General features: G+C 66.2%; 18 protein-coding genes. 9 read left to right on the forward strand and 9 right to left on the reverse strand.

The window, feature by feature from the left end; genetic code table 11:
• Positions 1–83: 83 nt before the first annotated feature.
• The 5 genes from rodA to EAH76_RS04145 all read right to left on the reverse strand — a co-directional run bounded on the left by rodA (position 84) and on the right by EAH76_RS04145 (position 5902).
• Positions 84–1202 (reverse strand): rod shape-determining protein RodA, encoded by a 1119-nt coding sequence (gene rodA, locus EAH76_RS04125; protein WP_140848497.1) that lies wholly within the window; start codon positions 1200–1202, stop codon positions 84–86.
• Complete coding sequence (gene mrdA, locus EAH76_RS04130) at positions 1199–3223, reverse strand: penicillin-binding protein 2 (protein ID WP_431357983.1); 2025 nt, start codon at positions 3221–3223, stop codon at positions 1199–1201. Before mrdA ends, rodA begins: the two co-directional genes overlap by 4 nt.
• Before the next feature lie 77 nt (positions 3224–3300).
• Complete coding sequence (gene mreD / locus EAH76_RS04135; RefSeq protein ID WP_140848502.1) at positions 3301–3810, reverse strand: rod shape-determining protein MreD; 510 nt, start codon at positions 3808–3810, stop codon at positions 3301–3303.
• 7 nt (positions 3811–3817) lie between these two features.
• Complete coding sequence (mreC, locus tag EAH76_RS04140; protein ID WP_140848504.1) at positions 3818–4735, reverse strand: rod shape-determining protein MreC; 918 nt, start codon at positions 4733–4735, stop codon at positions 3818–3820.
• Positions 4736–4855: 120 nt separating this feature from the next.
• Entirely contained in the window at positions 4856–5902 is a 1047-nt protein-coding gene (locus EAH76_RS04145; protein WP_140848506.1) for a rod shape-determining protein, read from the reverse strand.
• Positions 5903–6062: 160 nt separating this feature from the next.
• On the opposite strand from EAH76_RS04145, the gene mutL reads away from it, so the two are divergent.
• Together mutL and EAH76_RS04155 are read left to right on the forward strand one after the other, a co-directional pair.
• Positions 6063–7898: a DNA mismatch repair endonuclease MutL gene (gene mutL / locus EAH76_RS04150; RefSeq protein WP_140848510.1), complete on the forward strand. Its 1836-nt coding sequence runs from the start codon at positions 6063–6065 to the stop codon at positions 7896–7898.
• Between the two features lie 69 nt (positions 7899–7967).
• Positions 7968–8348: a hypothetical protein gene (locus tag EAH76_RS04155; protein ID WP_140848513.1), complete on the forward strand. Its 381-nt coding sequence runs from the start codon at positions 7968–7970 to the stop codon at positions 8346–8348.
• A gap of 277 nt (positions 8349–8625) precedes the next feature.
• Here the strand turns inward: EAH76_RS04155 and rplI are convergent, their stop codons facing one another.
• The 4 genes from rplI to EAH76_RS04175 all read right to left on the reverse strand — a co-directional run bounded on the left by rplI (position 8626) and on the right by EAH76_RS04175 (position 10589).
• Positions 8626–9225 (reverse strand): 50S ribosomal protein L9, encoded by a 600-nt coding sequence (rplI, locus tag EAH76_RS04160; RefSeq protein WP_133188026.1) that lies wholly within the window; start codon positions 9223–9225, stop codon positions 8626–8628.
• A gap of 12 nt (positions 9226–9237) precedes the next feature.
• Complete coding sequence (gene rpsR, locus EAH76_RS04165) at positions 9238–9462, reverse strand: 30S ribosomal protein S18 (RefSeq protein ID WP_010186331.1); 225 nt, start codon at positions 9460–9462, stop codon at positions 9238–9240.
• A 14-nt stretch (positions 9463–9476) separates the two neighbouring features.
• Positions 9477–9911 carry a 30S ribosomal protein S6 gene (rpsF, locus tag EAH76_RS04170; protein WP_010186332.1) on the reverse strand — a complete coding sequence of 145 codons (435 nt, stop codon included), beginning with the start codon at positions 9909–9911 and terminating at the stop codon, positions 9477–9479.
• A 306-nt stretch (positions 9912–10217) separates the two neighbouring features.
• Positions 10218–10589 (reverse strand): RcnB family protein, encoded by a 372-nt coding sequence (locus tag EAH76_RS04175; RefSeq protein WP_140848516.1) that lies wholly within the window; start codon positions 10587–10589, stop codon positions 10218–10220.
• 210 nt (positions 10590–10799) lie between these two features.
• Here EAH76_RS04175 and fabD point away from each other — a divergent pair, with 210 nt between their 5' ends.
• The 7 genes from fabD (at position 10800) to EAH76_RS04210 (ending at position 16430) form a co-directional block, all read left to right on the forward strand.
• Positions 10800–11735: an ACP S-malonyltransferase gene (gene fabD, locus EAH76_RS04180; protein ID WP_140848518.1), complete on the forward strand. Its 936-nt coding sequence runs from the start codon at positions 10800–10802 to the stop codon at positions 11733–11735.
• A 51-nt stretch (positions 11736–11786) separates the two neighbouring features.
• Positions 11787–12218, forward strand: coding sequence for a GxxExxY protein (locus EAH76_RS04185; RefSeq protein ID WP_140848520.1), 432 nt, complete (start codon positions 11787–11789; stop codon positions 12216–12218).
• Positions 12218–12958 carry a 3-oxoacyl-[acyl-carrier-protein] reductase gene (gene fabG / locus EAH76_RS04190; RefSeq protein WP_140848523.1) on the forward strand — a complete coding sequence of 247 codons (741 nt, stop codon included), beginning with the start codon at positions 12218–12220 and terminating at the stop codon, positions 12956–12958. Before EAH76_RS04185 ends, fabG begins: the two co-directional genes overlap by 1 nt.
• A 93-nt stretch (positions 12959–13051) precedes the next feature.
• Positions 13052–13288, forward strand: a complete 237-nt coding sequence (locus tag EAH76_RS04195; RefSeq protein WP_010186338.1) for an acyl carrier protein — start codon at positions 13052–13054, stop codon at positions 13286–13288.
• A gap of 123 nt (positions 13289–13411) precedes the next feature.
• A complete protein-coding gene (gene fabF, locus EAH76_RS04200; RefSeq protein WP_140848526.1) occupies positions 13412–14671 on the forward strand; it encodes a beta-ketoacyl-ACP synthase II in 1260 nt (419 codons plus the stop codon).
• Positions 14672–14746: 75 nt separating this feature from the next.
• The gene (gene mltG, locus EAH76_RS04205; protein WP_140848529.1) at positions 14747–15712 is read left to right on the forward strand and encodes an endolytic transglycosylase MltG; all 966 of its coding nucleotides are present in this window, start codon (positions 14747–14749) and stop codon (positions 15710–15712) included.
• Between the two features lie 187 nt (positions 15713–15899).
• A complete protein-coding gene (locus EAH76_RS04210) occupies positions 15900–16430 on the forward strand; it encodes a cupin domain-containing protein (RefSeq protein WP_241659557.1) in 531 nt (176 codons plus the stop codon).
• Positions 16431–16436 lie beyond the last annotated feature (6 nt).

The raw sequence follows: 16436 nt of genomic DNA on the forward strand, positions 1-16436 counted from the left end.
GGTGGCGCCGCCGCTGCGGGAGGCGGTCGATTAGCAGCGTCGCGGCGGGATGCAAACCCTTTTTGTGCAGAGCGGCAAAAAAATCACCAGCGGACCGGCGAACGGCGGTTGGTGCGGTCGATCGACATCAGGATGCCGAGGCAAATCATGAAGGTCATCTGGCTCGATCCGCCATTGCTGATCAGCGGCAGCGGCACACCGACCACCGGCGCCATCCCCATCACCATCGCCATGTTGATCGACACGTAATAGAAGATCGTTGCCGCCAGCCCGGCCGCGGTCAGCTTGGCGAAGCGCGATTGCGCCTGCAGTGCGGTCGACAGGCCCCATTGCACGATCACCAGGAAGGCGATGATCAGCAGCACGCCGCCGACCAGGCCCCATTCCTCCATCATCGTTGCCAGCGCAAAGTCGGTATGCCCCTCGGGCAGGTAATCGAGATGGCTCTGCGTCCCGTTGAGGAAGCCCTTGCCGAAGATCCCGCCCGATCCGATCGCGATCTTCGACTGGCTGATGTGATAGCCGATGCCGAGCGGATCGCTCTCGGGATCGAGGAACACGAGGATGCGGTTGCGCTGATAGCCGTGGAGCACGAAATTGACCGCGATCGGCACCGCCGCGCTCATCGCGAGCGCGCCGCCGATGAACAGCCGCAACGGCACGCCCGCCAGGAACATCACCGTCACCCCGCCGATCGTGATCATAAGCGCAGTGCCCAGATCGGGCTGTTTCATGACGAGCGCTGCGGGCACCAGGATCAGCAACGCCGCCGGCCAGATCGCGCCGAAGCGGCGGGTCTCGTTGGGGGGCAGCATGTCGTAGAATTTGGCACAGGCCAGCACGATACACGGCTTCATCAGCTCGGACGGCTGAAGCCGGAAGCCGATGCCGAGATCGAGCCAGCGCTGCCCGCCGCCGCGGACCGCGCCGACCAGCTCGACGAGCACCAGCATGACGCACAGTACGCCATAGGCCGGCAGCGTCATGTTGCTCCAGACCCGTTCGGGGATCCGCGACAGCACCATCGCGCCGCTCAGGAATACGAAGAAGCGGATCCCCTGCGACAGCGCCCAGGGCCGGATGCTGCCGCCCGCGGCGGAATAGAGCACGAGCAGGTCGAAGCAGCCGATCGCGAGCACGAGCAGCAGGATCTTCCACGGCAGCTGCGCCAGCGGCGCGGGGACGAAGCTCAGCCCGCTCATGGTACATCCCGCTCGGTGGTGCCGTCCTCGGCGACGGTGTTGCCGTGCGCGGCGGTGTTGGCGAGTTCCTCGGCCGCCGCGACATCGGCGGCGGCGGCGGCGCGCACGGCGGGTGCGTCGGTCGGCGCGCTGGCGTTGAATTCGGTCTGTGCGCCGACCGCGATCGGCGGGGCGTTGGCGGCGGCGCGGTATGCGGCGGTTTCCGCCGCCATCCGCGTGCGGATATCGCCGCCCCAAGTCTTCTCGCCCTCGACGAGCGAGGCCATCGCGCGCTCGCGGTCGAACAGATAGGTCATCACGTCGCGCGCGATCGCCGGCGTATCGAGGTTGCGGACGGTGTGGCCGCCATGTTCGAGCACCACGGCGATCGCATAGCGCGGCTTGTCGTGCGGCGCGAAGCCCTGAAACAGCGCGTGATCGCGCATCTTGAACGGCAGCGACCCGTTCTTGAGCACGCCGCCGGCGCGCTCGGCCATGGTGATGCGGCGGACCTGCGCGGTGCCGGTCTTGCCGGCGAGCGCGACGCCCGGGATCAGCATCCGCGCCGCGCCGCCGGTGCCGCCGCCATTGACCACGCCCCACATCGCCTCGTGGACGGTCTGGAGGTGCTCAGGCTGGAACGACAAGGGCGCGGCGCCATGGCGGACATCGGCCGCGAGGATCGTCGGCTGGAGCGCGCGGCCGGAGGCGAGCCGCGACGCCATCACCGCGAGCTGGAGCGGGTTGGACAGGACGTAGCCCTGGCCGATCGACGCGTTGAGCGAATCGGCGACCGTCCACGGCTGTTTGTAGCGGCGTAGCTTCCATGCGGTGTCGGGAACGGTGCCGTAGCGCTGGCTGTTGAACGGCAGCACGAACTTCTGCCCGAGCCCGAGCTCGCGCGCGACCGGCGCAACGTGATCATAGCCGAGCCGCCGGACCATCTCGTAGAAATAGATGTCGCAACTCTGCATGATCGCGTTCTTGAGATCGAGCGCGCCGTGTCCGCTCTTCTTGTGGCAGTGGAATATCCCGGTGCCGACGCGCAACGCGCCCGAGCAGACGACGCGGTCCGACGCGGGGACGCCCGCGCCAAGCAAGGCCAGCCCGTTCATCGGCTTGACCGTCGAGCCCGGCGGATAGAGCCCCTGCAACACCTTGTTCATCAAGGGCACGTGGTCGTTTTCCGACAGCATCTTCCATTCGAGATGGCTGATCCCGTCGGAAAAATTGTTCGGGTCGTACGCTGGCATCGACACCATCGCGAGCATCTCGCCGGTCAGGCAGTCGATCACCACGACCGAGCCCGACTGCGTGCCGAGCCGCCGCGCGGCATAGTCCTGCAGCCCGGCATCGATCGTCAGCCGCGCATTGGCGCCGGGCTGGTCGGGCCTGGTGGCGAGCTCCGCAACGAGCTTCCCGCGGGCGGTGACCTCGACGCGCTTCTGTCCGGCGACGCCGCGCAACTGCTTTTCGAGCGTCTTTTCGAGCCCGTCCTTGCCGAGCTTGAAACCCGGCGTGACCATCAACTGGTCGTGCGTCTGCTTATACTGCTCGGCCGACGCCGCGCCGACATAGCCGGTGAGATGCGCGACCGCAGCCCCCGCGGGATAGCTGCGCGAGAAGCCGCGCGTCGGCGCGACGCCGGGCAATTCGGGCAGCCGCACGCTCACCGCGGCGAAGCGCTCCCAGTCGAGATTCTCGGCAACCTGGACCGGCTGGAATCCCGCGGCATGTTCGAGATCGGCGACGAGCCGGTCCATCTCCTCGGGCGGCAGCTTGAGCAAGTCGTGCAGCAAGGCGAGGACATGGTCCTTGTTCTCGAGCCGGTCGGGAATGATATCGACGCGGAAATCGGTACGGTTGTTGGCGATCGGCGCGCCGTGGCGGTCGACTATCCACCCGCGGCGCGGCGGCACCAGCGTCATGTTGACGCGGTTGCTTTCGGACTTGGCGGTATATTGCTCGTTCTCGACCACCGCGAGCCACGTCATCCGCCCGGCAAGCGCGAGACCGAACACGCCCTGCGCCGCGCCGAGCATGACCGTGCGGCGCGAGAAGCTGTAGCTCTGCGCGGCTTCGGTCGCGACGCGGCCGCTCGGCCGGAACGGCGCGCCGCTCACGTATCCTCCTCCTCGTCGCTCAGCAGCGTGCAGATCCGCACGACCAGCGGGAAGAGCAGGATCGAGACCGCGATCTGGAGCATCAGCGCGGTATCGACATGCGCGCTGATCGGCGAGGCGACGTAGCGCCCGAGCAGCAGGCAGAACGCGATCGCGCCCGAGGCGATCAGCCAGTCCTGCCAGAAATCGCGGTAGACGACGCGCTGGTCGATCAGGTCGATCATGAACAGGCACAGCGTCCAGAACAGCATCGCATTGCCGAGCGGCTGCCCGCTGACCAGATCGTCGAAAAAGCCGAGCGGCAGCGGCGCCCAAATTCGCAGGCTTTCAGGCTTGGTCAGCCGCCAGCCGAGCAGCATCAGCAGCCCGAACGGCGGCAGCACGGGGAAGCTCGCGATCATCGGCCACAGCGTCAGCGCCGAGCCGATCACCACCGTGATCGCCGGCACGAACCGCCGGAAACTCTGGTCGGGGACCTCGTCGAACGGACCGCGGGCTTGCCTCATCGCGCGATCACGGCTTCTTCTTGGGTGGACGCGGCGCGGCGACCGGCTTGGGCGCGGGCGTCGGCACCGGGATCGGCGGGGCAGGGGGTATGAAGGCGCGCTGGACGAGCGCATAATCTACCGTGTCGGCCTGGGTGAACGCCCGCGCGATCGATGCGTCGCGGCCACGGTGCAGCACGCGCGCGACGGGCACGTCGGGCGGGTAGATGCCGCCGATGCCCGACGTCACGAACACGTCGCCGGGACCGAAGTCGGTCGCGGTGAGCGCGACGGATTTGACGTCGATCAGCCCGTCGCCGCGCCCGGTCGCGAGCGCGGGGATGCCGTCGCGCGTGCGGCGCACCGGCACGACGCTTTCCGGGTCGGTCAGCAACAGCACGCGCGCGCTGTTCGGGCCGGTCTCGAGCACGCGGCCGATCAGCCCCTCGGGGCCACGCACCGGCTGGCCGCTCGCGACGCCCTGCCACGATCCAGCGTTGAGCACTGCAACGCGGCGCGTGCTCGACGCCGACGAGCTCACCAGTCGCGCGGTGACGACCGGCTCGGAGATCCGTTCGCGGACCTGGAGCAAGGCAAGCAGGCGGCGGTTCTCATAGGAGAGCGAGCGCGCGCGCAGGAACAGCGCATGCTGCGCGGCAAGCTGCTTGCGCAGCGCGGCGTTCTGGTCATGCACCGCGAAATAGCTGCCGATCCCGCTGGGAATCGAGCCGATCCCGCGCCCGATGCCGGCAAGCCCCGAGGACAGCGGCGTGCTCACTTCGGCGACGCTCGCGCGCAGCGCGGCAAAGGCGACGGGGTCCAAAGTCGACAAGGCAAGCAGCACCGCCCCGACGAGCGATCCCGCTACGGCGACGACATATCCTGCAAAAAGGCTGTATTGCGCCCGCCGCGAAAACCCCGGACGCCGATTGCGAGGCGGCGCCATCATACCCCCATCAAAAAGCCCGAGGGCCAGTAAAAACCACGATTTGCCTTACGCGATGCGGTGCGGCCTGAGTAGGGTCCATCCCTCGACCCAGACCGCGCAACGCCTCGCTTCACCGCGTCACGCGCTGTGCAGGACGCCGCGATAGATCGGATCCTCGAGCGCACGGCCGGTGCCGAGCGCGACGCAGGTGAGGGGGTCGTCGGCGATCGTGACGGGCAGGCCGGTCTCGTCGCGCAGCACCTCGTCGATGCCCTTGAGCAGCGCGCCGCCGCCGGTGAGCACGATGCCCTGGTCGACGATGTCGGCCGCCAGCTCGGGCGCGGTGTTCTCGAGCGCGATGCGGACGCCCTCGACGATCTGGCCGACCGGCTCGCTGAGCGCCTCGGCGATCTGGCCTTGGTTGATCTGGATTTCCTTGGGGACGCCGTTGACGAGATCGCGCCCCTTGACGTGGATCGTCAAGCCGATGCCGTCCGCCGGCGGCTTGGCGACGCCGACTTCCTGCTTGATCCGCTCGGCGGTCGCATCGCCGATCAGGAGGTTGTGGTTGCGGCGGACGTAGGAGACGATCGCTTCGTCCATCTTGTCGCCGCCGACGCGCACCGAGGTGGTGTAGGCGAGGCCGCGCAGCGAGAGCACCGCGACTTCGGTCGTGCCGCCGCCGATATCGACGACCATCGAGCCGATCGGCTCGGTCACGGGCATGTCGGCGCCGATCGCGGCCGCCATCGGCTCTTCGATCAGCCAGACCTGGCTGGCACCGGCGTTCGACGCGGCATCGCGGATCGCGCGGCGCTCGACCGAGGTCGAACCCGACGGCACGCAGATCACGATCTGCGGCCAGCGCATGAAGCGGCGTTGGCCGCCATGCACCTTGTGGATGAAGTGCTTGATCATCTGCTCGGCGACGTCGATGTCGGCGATGACGCCATCACGTAAGGGGCGGATCGCCTGGATGCTGTCGGGGGTCTTGCCCATCATCAGCTTGGCGTCGTCGCCGACGGCCTTGACGCGCTTGACGCCATTGAGCGTCTCGACCGCGACGACCGACGGTTCGTTGAGCACGATGCCCTTGCCGCGCAGATAGACCACCGTATTGGCGGTCCCCAGATCGATCGCCATGTCATGGGAGGAAAAGCGGAAGAGATTCGAGAAAAAGCCCATGGATCGTTCCGTTTCACGCCGGACTTAGGGATCTGCCGACAGGTCGCACAAGGTCGTGACGTCGCTTACAACCGGGGCGTTCAGGGCGGCGGTGAAACCGCTCTGATACGTGGTGGAATGCGGGTCGCGGGAGGCTTGCGATTGGGCTAGACCCTGCACCATGTCAATACGCCGCCTGCCCGAACATCTCGTCAATCGTATCGCCGCCGGTGAAGTGGTCGAAAGGCCCGCCAGCGCGTTGAAGGAACTGGTCGAAAACGCGGTCGACGCGGGCGCGACGCGCATCGCGGTGCGCCTTGCCGGAGGGGGAACCGACCTGGTCGAGGTCACCGACGACGGCTGCGGCATGACGCCAGAAGACATGGCGCTCGCGCTCGAGCGGCACGCCACCTCGAAGCTGCCCGACGAGGCGATCGAAAACGTCAGCACGCTCGGCTTTCGCGGCGAGGCGTTGCCCTCGATCGCGAGCGTTGCGCGGATGACGCTCGAAAGCCGGGTGCGCGGCAGCGAGGGCTGGGCGCGCGTGGTCGATAACGGCGTGGTCGTGTCCGAAGGACCCGCGGCGATTCCCCCCGGAACGCGCGTACGCGTCGAGGGCCTGTTCGAGCGCGTGCCCGCGCGGCGCAAGTTCCTGCGCTCGCCGCGCAGCGAGTTCGCCGCGTGTCTCGACGTGGTCAAGCGGCTCGCGATGGCGCGGCCTGATATCGGTTTCTCGGTCGAGCATGACGGGCGGCGCTCGCTCGGGGTGAGCGGCGGCGAGACGCTCCCCGACCGCGTGGCGGCGCTGACCGATCGCGGGCTGGTCGATAACGGGGTGGGGATCGACTTCGTCCGCGAAGGGATCGGGCTCGGCGGGATCGCCGGTCTGCCGACCTTCAACCGTGGCGTGGCCGACCATCAATACCTGTTCGTCAACGGTCGGCCGGTGAAGGACCGGCTGCTGATCGGCGCGATCCGCGGCGCCTATGCCGAGATGATGCCGCGCGATCGGCATGCCGTGGTGGCGCTGTTCCTCGACGTCCCGCCGGATGCGGTCGACGTCAATGTCCATCCCGCCAAGACCGAGGTGCGGTTTCGCGATCCGGCAATGGTGCGCGGGCTGATCGTCAGCGGGCTGCGGCGGGCCTTGGACGAGGCGGGGCATCGGAGCCAGTCGGCGCCCGAGAGTGCGCTGGCGGCTTGGACGCAAGAGCAAAGCCCCTCCCCTTCAGGGGAGGGGTTGGGGTGGGGCCGTGTGCCACAAGACGAGGCGCCTGCTTTTTGGTCAGCGGTCCCCACCCCCAACCCCTCCCCTGAAGGGGAGGGGCTTTCAGTGGATCAGCGCTCGTACGCGATAAACGAGCGCCGCAGCTTCTTCACCCCGCCGCCGCAGGCGCGCGCCGAACCCGCCTACGCGCCCCCGCCCGAGACGATCGACTTCCCGCTCGGCGTCGCCCGCGGCCAGGTCGCGAAAACCTATATCGTCGCCGAGAGTCCCGATGGCCTGATCCTGGTCGACCAGCACGCCGCGCACGAACGGCTCGTGCTCGAACGGATGCGCAAGGCGATGGCGAGCGGCGGCGTCTCCTCGCAGGCGCTGCTGCTCCCCGAAGTGATCGAACTCGACGAACCCGCCTGCGACCGGCTCGAGGCCCGCGCCGCCGAACTCAGCGAGTTCGGTCTCGATCTCGACCGCTTCGGCCCGCACGCGATGCTCGTGCGCGGCGTGCCCGCGATGCTCGGGCAAAGCGACGTGACTGGCCTCGTCACCGATCTTGCCGACGAGCTCGCCGCGTTCGACGAGGCGCTCAGTCTGAAGGAGCGTCTCGACCATGTCGCAGCCACGATGGCGTGCCACGGCTCGGTACGTGCCGGGCGGATCCTGTCGGTCGCCGAGATGAACGCGCTGCTCCGCGAAATGGAGATCACCCCGCATTCGGGGCAGTGCAACCACGGCCGGCCGACCTGGGTGAAGCTTGCGCATGGCGATATCGAGAAGCTGTTCGGCCGGAAATAGGGGTTTTCACCCGCCGCTCATCAACCGCATTTCAACGCATGGCTGCTACTTTTCGCCGCGGAGGCGAGAATGTACAAGATCACCGTCGATCGCGGTCATGCTCTGATCAAGATCGAGATGCGCGCCATGCTGGATGTCGCCGATAGCGCGCGGCTCGTTTCCGAGCTGATCGCGCAGATCACCGAGGCCAGGTTGGAGTCCTACGCGTTGATCCTCGATATCTCGCAGTGCCCGGTCCAGTCGCAGGACATGATCTCGGCGATGGGGCAGCATCTGACTCGGATGAAGCGCGTGCGCGCGATTGCGATCGTCACGGGCACGATGCTCGCGCGGCTGCAGGTGCGGCGCATCTTCTCGCAGCCGTTCACCCGCTTCACCTCGACCTATGATGAGGGTTTGCGCTGGGTTCTGTCGGGGATCGAGCCCGGCGCTTCGCCGACGGCGGGGTGAGCGCAAGAAAAGCTTTTGGAAAGCTGAACCTTTGTCGGGGCCGCGCATTTTAGCGGCAACCCCTGCAGCACCGTTCAGCAAAGCGACCGATCCGATGGCCAAAGTATTCCCGGTTTTTCTCGCCCTAATACCGTTCGCAGCGCTGGTCGGCGCGTGCGCGGTGACAGGCTAAACCCGCTCCGCTCCAGCCCCCTCTCCCCCGGGGCGAAGACACAGAAAAGGGCCGCCCGGATTGCTCCGGGCGGCCCTTTTTTTGGTCGGCACGTGCTGCGAAGGCTTACGCCTCTGCAGTCGCCTCGTCCGAAGTGTTCGACACTTCGGCGGTCGCACCAGGCTCGGCGTTCGGATCGTAATCCTCGACGAAACCGGCCTCGTCCTTTTCGAACATGGCTTCCATGACGTTGACGCCATCGGCCTGCATCTTCGCCTCTTCCGGCGAACGTGCAATATTGACCTTGATCGTCACAGCCACTTCCGGGTGCAGCGAAACCTTGACCTCATAGAGGCCGATTGCCTTGATCGGCTTGTTGAGCACGATCGCCGACTTCGGCACCTTGTGGCCTTCGGCCTCGAGCCCGTCGATCAGATCGCGAACCGCGACCGAACCGTAGAGCTGACCGGTGTTCGACGACTGACGGATCAGCGTCAGCGTGATGCCGTCGATCGTCTTGGCTTCGACCTCGGCCTCGGTGCGCTTCACAGCGTTGTCGGCCACGATCTTCTCGCGGTTCTTCTCGAAGACCTTGCGGTTGGCTTCGTTCGAACGGAGCGCCTTCTTGTTCGGCAGCAGGAAGTTGCGGGCGAACCCGTCCTTCACCTTGACGACGTCGCCGATGTTGCCGAGCTTCTCGACGCGTTCCAGCAGGATGATATCCATCTGTTGGGCCCCTTACTTAACGATGTAGGGCAGCAGGCCCAGATGGCGCGAACGCTTGATCGCCTGGGCGAGCTCACGCTGCTTCTTGCCGCTCACCGAAGTGATGCGGCTGGGGACGATCTTGCCACGCTCGGACACGAAGCCCTGGAGCAACCGGACGTCCTTATAGTCGATCCGGGGGGCGTCTTTGGCCGAGAACGGGCAGGACTTGCGGCGGCGGAAAAATGGGCGTGCCATTGTCTATAACTCCCTTATTCGCCGTCGAAGCTGCGGCGGGGGCGATCTTCACGATCACCACGGTCCGGGCGATCGCCACGGCCTTCACGGCCGCCCTCGCGGTCGCCACGACGCTCACGGTCGCGGTCCGACTTGCGCATCATGACGCTGGGGCCTTCTTCGGCCGCATCGATCTTGACGGTCATGTAGCGGATGATGTCTTCGTTGATCTGCGTCTGGCGCTCCAGCTCGGCGATCACGTTGCCCGGGGCATCGATCTCGAGCATGACATAATGCGCCTTGCGGTTCTTCGCGATCTTGTACGCGAGGCTACGCAGACCCCAGCTCTCGGTCTTGATGACCCGGCCTTCGTTGTCATTTACGATCTTGGTGGCGATTTCCGCCAGAGCGTCCACCTGCGCCTGTGCCAGATCCTGGCGCGCAAGGAACACGTGCTCGTATAGAGCCATGTGTCTCGTCTTTCATTCTTGGCCGATCGCTGACGCCCGCACCATGCGAGACGCCCCTCCGGCTATCGTCTTCACTTCTGCCGTTCGAATGGCAACCGGGGCGGAAAGCGCCTGCTCTCCACCCCGATCGGCGTGCCATAGCGAAATCGGCGCGGATGGCAAGCCTTCCGTGATCCTCCCCCGCCAGGGGGAGGTGTCGCCGAAGGCGACTGAGGGGGAGGAAGCGCAACGGGCGTTCCGCTTACCGCCCCCTCCGTCAGGCTGCGCCTGCCACCTCCCCCTGGCGGGGGAGGATTTGGGCTAGCCTCAGTTGAACGCGCCGCCGAGCACCGCGCCGATCAGGCCGCCGCTGAGCGCGACGAGGACGGCGTCGTTACCCGAGCGCACCCAGTGATAGCCGCGCGGCGGGGCGTAGAGGCGACGACCGCGATACTGGCGCCAATCGCGGACTTCCTGGTAGTTGTTGGCATAGCGACGGTCGAAGCGCTGGCCCTTGGCCCAGCGGCGACCGGCTTGCGGACGGACGACGCGACGCTCGGTAACGACGGTGCGGCCATTGGGCTGCTCGCGGATCACCGTGGTGCGGCGCTCGTCGCGCTGCTGGGCCGATGCGCCGGTTGCGGCAAGCGGGCTCAGGACCGACGATGCAGCGAGCGCTGCGAGAATGAACTTGTTCATGATGAAACTCCTTGTTTCGGACGGCGCCTTATCTCCCGGCGTCGAACACAATCTAGGAAGCGTTTGTCGCGCATCCGTGACGATCAGAACCCGAAACGGTCGCAAAGTGTCCCGGCCGGAACGGTCCCGTTCAGCTTCGGCCGCTCGTCGCGCGGCTTCTTGACGCGGGTTTGACCGAGCGCCTAACCGCCCCGGCAAAGGAGTTAGGGTATGCGTGCATTTATTTTCCCGGGGCAGGGGAGTCAGTCGGTCGGCATGGGCAAGGCGCTCGCCGAAGCCAGCGCGGTTGCGCGCGCGGTGTTCCAGGAGGTCGACGACGCGCTCGGGCAGCATCTCTTCCGCCTGATGTGCGATGGGCCTGAGGACCAGCTGCAGCTCACCGAGAATGCACAGCCTGCAATCATGGCCAACGCCATCGCGACGCTGCGCGTGCTGGAGCAGGAGGGCGGTGTCCGCCTGGCCGACAAGGCCGACTATGTCGCGGGACATTCGCTCGGCGAATATAGCGCGCTCTGCGCCGCGGGCGCGATCGACCTCGCGACGACCGCCAAGCTGCTCAAGCTGCGCGGCCAGGCGATGCAGGCGGCGGTGCCGGTCGGCATCGGCGCGATGGCGGCGCTGCTCGGCGCGGACGTCGACAAGGCGCGTGCGATCGCCGAGGCCGCTGCCGAGGGTGAAATTTGCACCGTCGCCAATGACAATGATCCGTCGCAGGTGGTGATCTCAGGGCATCGCGGCGCGATCGAGCGTGCGGTCGCTTTGGCCAAGGAAATGGGCGCCAAGCGCGCGGTGTTGCTGCCGGTGTCGGCGCCGTTCCACTGCCCGCTGATGCAGCCCGCTGCCGATGCGATGGAAAAGGCGCTGGCCGAAGCACGGATCGACGCGCCGCTGGTGCCGTTGTTCGCCAATGTGACGGCAGCGGCGGTCGGCGATGCCGATACGATCCGGCGGCTGCTGGTCGAGCAGGTCACCGGCATGGTGCGCTGGCGCGAATCGGTGCTGGCACTGCAGGCGGCCGGGGTCGAGCGCTTCGTCGAGTTCGGCGGCAAGGTGCTGACGCCGATGGTCAAGCGCATCGCGGGCGATGTCGAGGCGGTCAGCGTGGTGTCGATGGACGATGTCGAGGCTTTGGTTAAACAGATGTGATTCACGCGAAGACACGAAGGCGCGAAGCGGCGGTATCGAGGAGAGGGCGCTGTGAAGGATCTCGAAGTGATCGCCGCCGACGTAATTGACGTCGCGTTTCACTTGCATCGGGACCTCGGGCCGGGTTTGCTCGAGAGCGCTTACGAGATGCTGCTGGCGCGCCAGATTGCGCGACGCGGATATGGAGTTTCGCGGCAGCAGGCGGTGGATTTTGAATATGACGGAATGCGCTTCGACGCGGCGTTTCGCATCGATCTGCTCGTCGAGGAGCGGCTTGTTGTGGAAATCAAATCGGTGGAGCGGTTGAATGCGGTGCACGCAAAGCAACTGCTCACATATCTAAGGCTTATGGAGCAGCCGCTCGGGCTGCTCATCAATTTCGGGGGCGCAACGCTCAAGGAGGGGCTTAAACGCGTGGTCAATGGTCACACGTCCTTCGCGTCGTCGCGTCTTCGCGTGAATCAAAGTACCAGGAGAGACTGATGTTCGACCTAACAGGCATGACCGCCCTCGTGACCGGAGCCTCCGGCGGGATCGGCTCTGCCATCGCGCAAGCCCTCGCCGCGCAGGGCGCGCGGCTCGCGGTTTCGGGGTCCAATGTGACCAAGCTCGAGGCCTTCCGCGACAGCCTCGGCGGCGAGCACGTCGCGCTGCCGTGCGACCTGTCCGACGGCGCGGCGGTCGATGCGCTCGTGCCCGCGGCGGTCGAGGCGCTTGGCGGCAAGCTCGATATCCTCGTCAACAATGGCGGCATCACGCGCGACAATCTCGTCATGCGGATGAAGGACGACGAATGGGACCAGGTGATCCGCGTCAACCTCGAGGCCGCATTCCGGCTCGCGCGTGCCTCGGCTCGGCCGATGATGAAGGCGCGTTTCGGGCGGATCGTGTCGATCACCTCGGTCGTCGGGACGACCGGAAATCCGGGCCAGGCGAACTACGCCGCGTCGAAGGGCGCACTGACCGCGATGTCCAAGGCGCTCGCACAGGAGCTCGCCAGCCGCGAGATCACCGTCAACTGCGTCGCGCCGGGATTCATTGCCTCGCCGATGACCGAAACGCTGCCCGATGCGCAGAAGGAAGCCCTCAACGCGCGCATTCCGATGGGAAAAATGGGCGCGGGGGCAGACATTGGCGCCGCGGTCGTCTATCTCGCCAGTCGTGAGGCTGGGTACGTTACGGGGCAGACGCTGCACGTCAACGGTGGCATGGCCATGATCTAAAGGGGATCTGACGTCCCTACTTGCAAGCCTGGGACGCGCGTTCTACGTGCGTTCAGGAATTCCAACACCCCCATCGATAGAGGGACGATACACATGAGCGAGACCGCAGACCGCGTTAAGAAAATCGTCGTCGAGCATCTCGGCGTCGAAGCCGACAAGGTGACCGAAGACGCGAGCTTCATCGACGATCTGGGCGCGGACAGCCTCGACATCGTCGAGCTCGTGATGGCGTTCGAAGAGGAATTCGAAGTCGAGATTCCCGACGATGCCGCCGAGAAGATCACGACCGTCAAGGACGCGATCACCTTCATCGACGAGCACAAAAGCTGAGCCTAGCGCTTTTGGCGCGGCCGAATGGCTGATGTACAGGAACGGCTCCCCGTCCCAGGGCAATGACCGGGGGCTGGGGGCCGTTCCCATTTACGAAGATCAAGAATTTACACGGAGATGGCCATGCGGCGTGTTGTCGTAACCGGACTGGGGCTTGTGACGCCGCTTGGCGCCGATGTCGAAACCGCCTGGGCGAATATCCTCGCGGCGAAATCGGGCGCGGGGACGATCACGCGCTTCGACGCGACGGACTATGCCTGCACCATCGCGTGCGAGGTCAAGCCCGCTGACCATCCTTACGGCTTCGACCCGAACAAGCGCGTCGACCACAAGGTCCAGCGCCAGGTCGATCCCTTCATCATCTACGGCATCGATGCCGCCGGCCAGGCGCTCGAGGACGCCGGCCTGCTCGACATGACGCTCGAGCAGAAATATCGCGCGGGCTGCTCGATCGGCGCCGGCATCGGCGGCTTGCCGGGAATCGCCAGCGAATCGATCGTGTTGCACGAAAAGGGCCCGCGTCGCGTCAGCCCGCACTTCGTCCACGGTCGGCTGATCAACCTCATCACCGGCCAGGTGCAGATCAAATACGGCCTGATGGGCCCCAACCACGCGGTCGTCACCGCCTGCTCGACCGGCGCGCATTCGATCGGCGATGCCGCGCGGATGATCGCGATGGACGATGCCGACGTGATGCTCGCAGGCGGCGCCGAGGGCGCAATCTGCCCGCTGGGGATCGCCGGCTTCTCGCAGGCGCGCGCGCTTTCGACCAATTTCAACGCGACCCCCGAAAAGGGCAGCCGTCCGTACGACAAGGATCGTGACGGCTTCGTGATGGGCGAGGGCGCAGGTGTCGTCTGCCTCGAGGAATATGAGCACGCCAAGGCGCGCGGCGCGAAGATCTATGCCGAGGTGATCGGCTATGGCCTGTCGGGCGACGCCTATCACGTGACCGCGCCGCACCCGGAGGGTTCGGGCGCGTTCCGTTCGATGGAAATGGCGATGCGCAAGTCGGGGCTGCAGCTCTCCGACATCGATTACATCAACGCGCATGGCACCTCGACCCCGCTCGGCGACGAGCTCGAACTGAACGCGGTCCGCCGCCTGTTCGGCGACAATATCAAGACGATGTCGATGAGCTCGACCAAGTCGGCGATCGGGCATCTGCTCGGCGGCGCGGGCGCGGTCGAGAGCATCTTCTGCATCCTCGCGATGCGTGATCAGATCGTCCCGCCGACGCTCAACCTCGACAATCCGAGCGACAATTGCGCGGGCGTCGATCTCGTGCCGCACGTCGCCAAGAAGCGGTCGGTCAAGGCGGTGCTCAACAATTCGTTCGGCTTCGGCGGGACGAATGCGAGCCTCGTCCTGCGCGCGATGTGATCGCGCGCCGTGCGTCAGCCGAAACGCGGCGTACGGCGTGCGGTGCGCCGCGCACCCCGGAGCAAGGATAGAGCGATGCGCAAGGTCGGCTGCCTCGGACTGCTGGTCGGCCTCGGTGCGATCGTGGCGCTGTTCGTCGTCGTGCAGATGTGGGGCGGACGCGGGCCGCTCGCTCGCCCGATCAGCGTGCAGATCGCGCCGGGCACGAGCCTTGCCGGCGCATCGGTCGCGCTCGAAAAGTCGGGCGCGATCGCGTCGGCCACGCGCTTCCGGCTGTTCGCCAAGCTGTTCGGCTCGGACGCCCCGATCAAGGCGGGCGAGTATCGCATTCCGGCACGTCTGAGCCAGGCCGACATCCTCAAGGTGCTGCAGGGCACCAAGACGATCCAGCGCTTCGTAACGATTCCGGAAGGGTGGCCCTCGGTAATGGTCAAGGACGCGCTCGACCGCGCGACCGAATTGAAGGGTAGTGTCGATGTGCCGGCCGAGGGCAGCGTGCTGCCCGACAGCTATGCCTTCCAGCGCGGCGACACGCGCGCCTTCATCCTCGCGCGGATGCAGAGCGTGCGCAAACGCTACCTCGCCGCCGCTTGGGCGAAGCGTGCGCCGGGGCTCGCGGTGACGACGCCCGAACAGGCGCTGATCCTCGCCTCGATCGTCGAGAAGGAAACCGGCAAGCCGAGCGAACGCGCAATGGTCGCGGCGGTCTATTCGAACAGACTGAAGCGCGGGATGATGCTCCAAGCCGATCCGACAATCATCTACCCGATCACCAAGGGGCGGCCGCTCGGGCGCAAGATCCTGCTGTCCGAGGTGCATGCGGTGAATGCGTACAATACCTATGCGATGGTCGGGCTGCCGGTCGGGCCGATCTGCAACCCCGGGCGCGCGTCGATCGACGCGGTGCTCAACCCCGCCAAGTCGAATGCGCTGTATTTCGTGGCAGATGGGTCGGGCGGGCATGTCTTTGCCGACACGCTCGAACAGCATAACGCCAATGTCGTGAAGTGGCGGGCGTATCGCGCGGCGCACGGGATCTGACGGAAACGCGGCGGGTGTTGCGTCGCCCCGGCCAGCCCGCGCGAGCTTGACATTCAAACCCGCTTATCGTCTTTTTCCGTAACGATATTTGTGTTGATTGAGCCGTAACCGCCACCACGCTGGAGGATGTATGGAGCGCAGGTCGATACTGGGTCTTCCGTTTGCGGCGCTGATCGGAGGATCGGCCGTGCGGGCATCGCCGGCCTTGGCGATGTTTCCGGCGATAGCCGATCCAGCGACTGCGCCGCCGCCCTTCGCCTCGGTCGCTGCCGGGGGAGACCGCGAAGGCCGCAAGCGCCAGATCGGCGTCAGCGCGACCACCTACAAGGTCATCACGAGCGAAACCAAGGGGGATCTGTTCGTCATTGAGCAGGCCAACCAGCGGCGCGGCGGCCCGCCGCTCCACATCCATCACGGCGAGGACGAACTCTTCTTCGTGCTGGAGGGCGACTATCTCGTCCAGGTCGGCGAAACGCGCTTCCCGCTCAAGACCGGCGATTGCGTGCTCGGCCCGCGCGGCGTTCCCCATGCCTGGGCGTTCGTCGGGACCACGCGGGGGCGCATGCTGCTGAGCTATGCGCCAGCGGGCAAGATGGAGGCGTTCTTCAACGCGTGGGAGCAGCTCGGTTTCAGCCCCGGCGGCTATTCGAAGGAGAAGGACGCGGCCCTGTTGCGCTCCTACGGCATGGAACGCATCGGGCCGCCAATCCAGCTTTGAGCGACG

Source organism: Sphingomonas glacialis, assembly GCF_006439055.1.
GTDB lineage: Bacteria > Pseudomonadota > Alphaproteobacteria > Sphingomonadales > Sphingomonadaceae > Sphingomonas > Sphingomonas glacialis_A.

What these genes read in the sequence shown, in the direction of transcription:
- rodA (WP_140848497.1), bottom strand. Translation starts at nt 1,202, where the DNA reads ATGAGCGGGCTGAGCTTCGTCCCCGCGCCGCTGGCGCAGCTGCCGTGG.
- mrdA (WP_431357983.1), bottom strand. Translation starts at nt 3,223, where the DNA reads ATGCTCGGCGCGGCGCAGGGCGTGTTCGGTCTCGCGCTTGCCGGGCGG.
- mreD (WP_140848502.1), bottom strand. Translation starts at nt 3,810, where the DNA reads ATGAGGCAAGCCCGCGGTCCGTTCGACGAGGTCCCCGACCAGAGTTTC.
- mreC (WP_140848504.1), bottom strand. Translation starts at nt 4,735, where the DNA reads ATGGCGCCGCCTCGCAATCGGCGTCCGGGGTTTTCGCGGCGGGCGCAA.
- EAH76_RS04145 (WP_140848506.1), bottom strand. Translation starts at nt 5,902, where the DNA reads ATGGGCTTTTTCTCGAATCTCTTCCGCTTTTCCTCCCATGACATGGCG.
- mutL (WP_140848510.1), top strand. Translation starts at nt 6,063, where the DNA reads ATGTCAATACGCCGCCTGCCCGAACATCTCGTCAATCGTATCGCCGCC.
- EAH76_RS04155 (WP_140848513.1), top strand. Translation starts at nt 7,968, where the DNA reads ATGTACAAGATCACCGTCGATCGCGGTCATGCTCTGATCAAGATCGAG.
- rplI (WP_133188026.1), bottom strand. Translation starts at nt 9,225, where the DNA reads ATGGATATCATCCTGCTGGAACGCGTCGAGAAGCTCGGCAACATCGGC.
- rpsR (WP_010186331.1), bottom strand. Translation starts at nt 9,462, where the DNA reads ATGGCACGCCCATTTTTCCGCCGCCGCAAGTCCTGCCCGTTCTCGGCC.
- rpsF (WP_010186332.1), bottom strand. Translation starts at nt 9,911, where the DNA reads ATGGCTCTATACGAGCACGTGTTCCTTGCGCGCCAGGATCTGGCACAG.
- EAH76_RS04175 (WP_140848516.1), bottom strand. Translation starts at nt 10,589, where the DNA reads ATGAACAAGTTCATTCTCGCAGCGCTCGCTGCATCGTCGGTCCTGAGC.
- fabD (WP_140848518.1), top strand. Translation starts at nt 10,800, where the DNA reads ATGCGTGCATTTATTTTCCCGGGGCAGGGGAGTCAGTCGGTCGGCATG.
- fabG (WP_140848523.1), top strand. Translation starts at nt 12,218, where the DNA reads ATGTTCGACCTAACAGGCATGACCGCCCTCGTGACCGGAGCCTCCGGC.
- EAH76_RS04195 (WP_010186338.1), top strand. Translation starts at nt 13,052, where the DNA reads ATGAGCGAGACCGCAGACCGCGTTAAGAAAATCGTCGTCGAGCATCTC.
- fabF (WP_140848526.1), top strand. Translation starts at nt 13,412, where the DNA reads ATGCGGCGTGTTGTCGTAACCGGACTGGGGCTTGTGACGCCGCTTGGC.
- mltG (WP_140848529.1), top strand. Translation starts at nt 14,747, where the DNA reads ATGCGCAAGGTCGGCTGCCTCGGACTGCTGGTCGGCCTCGGTGCGATC.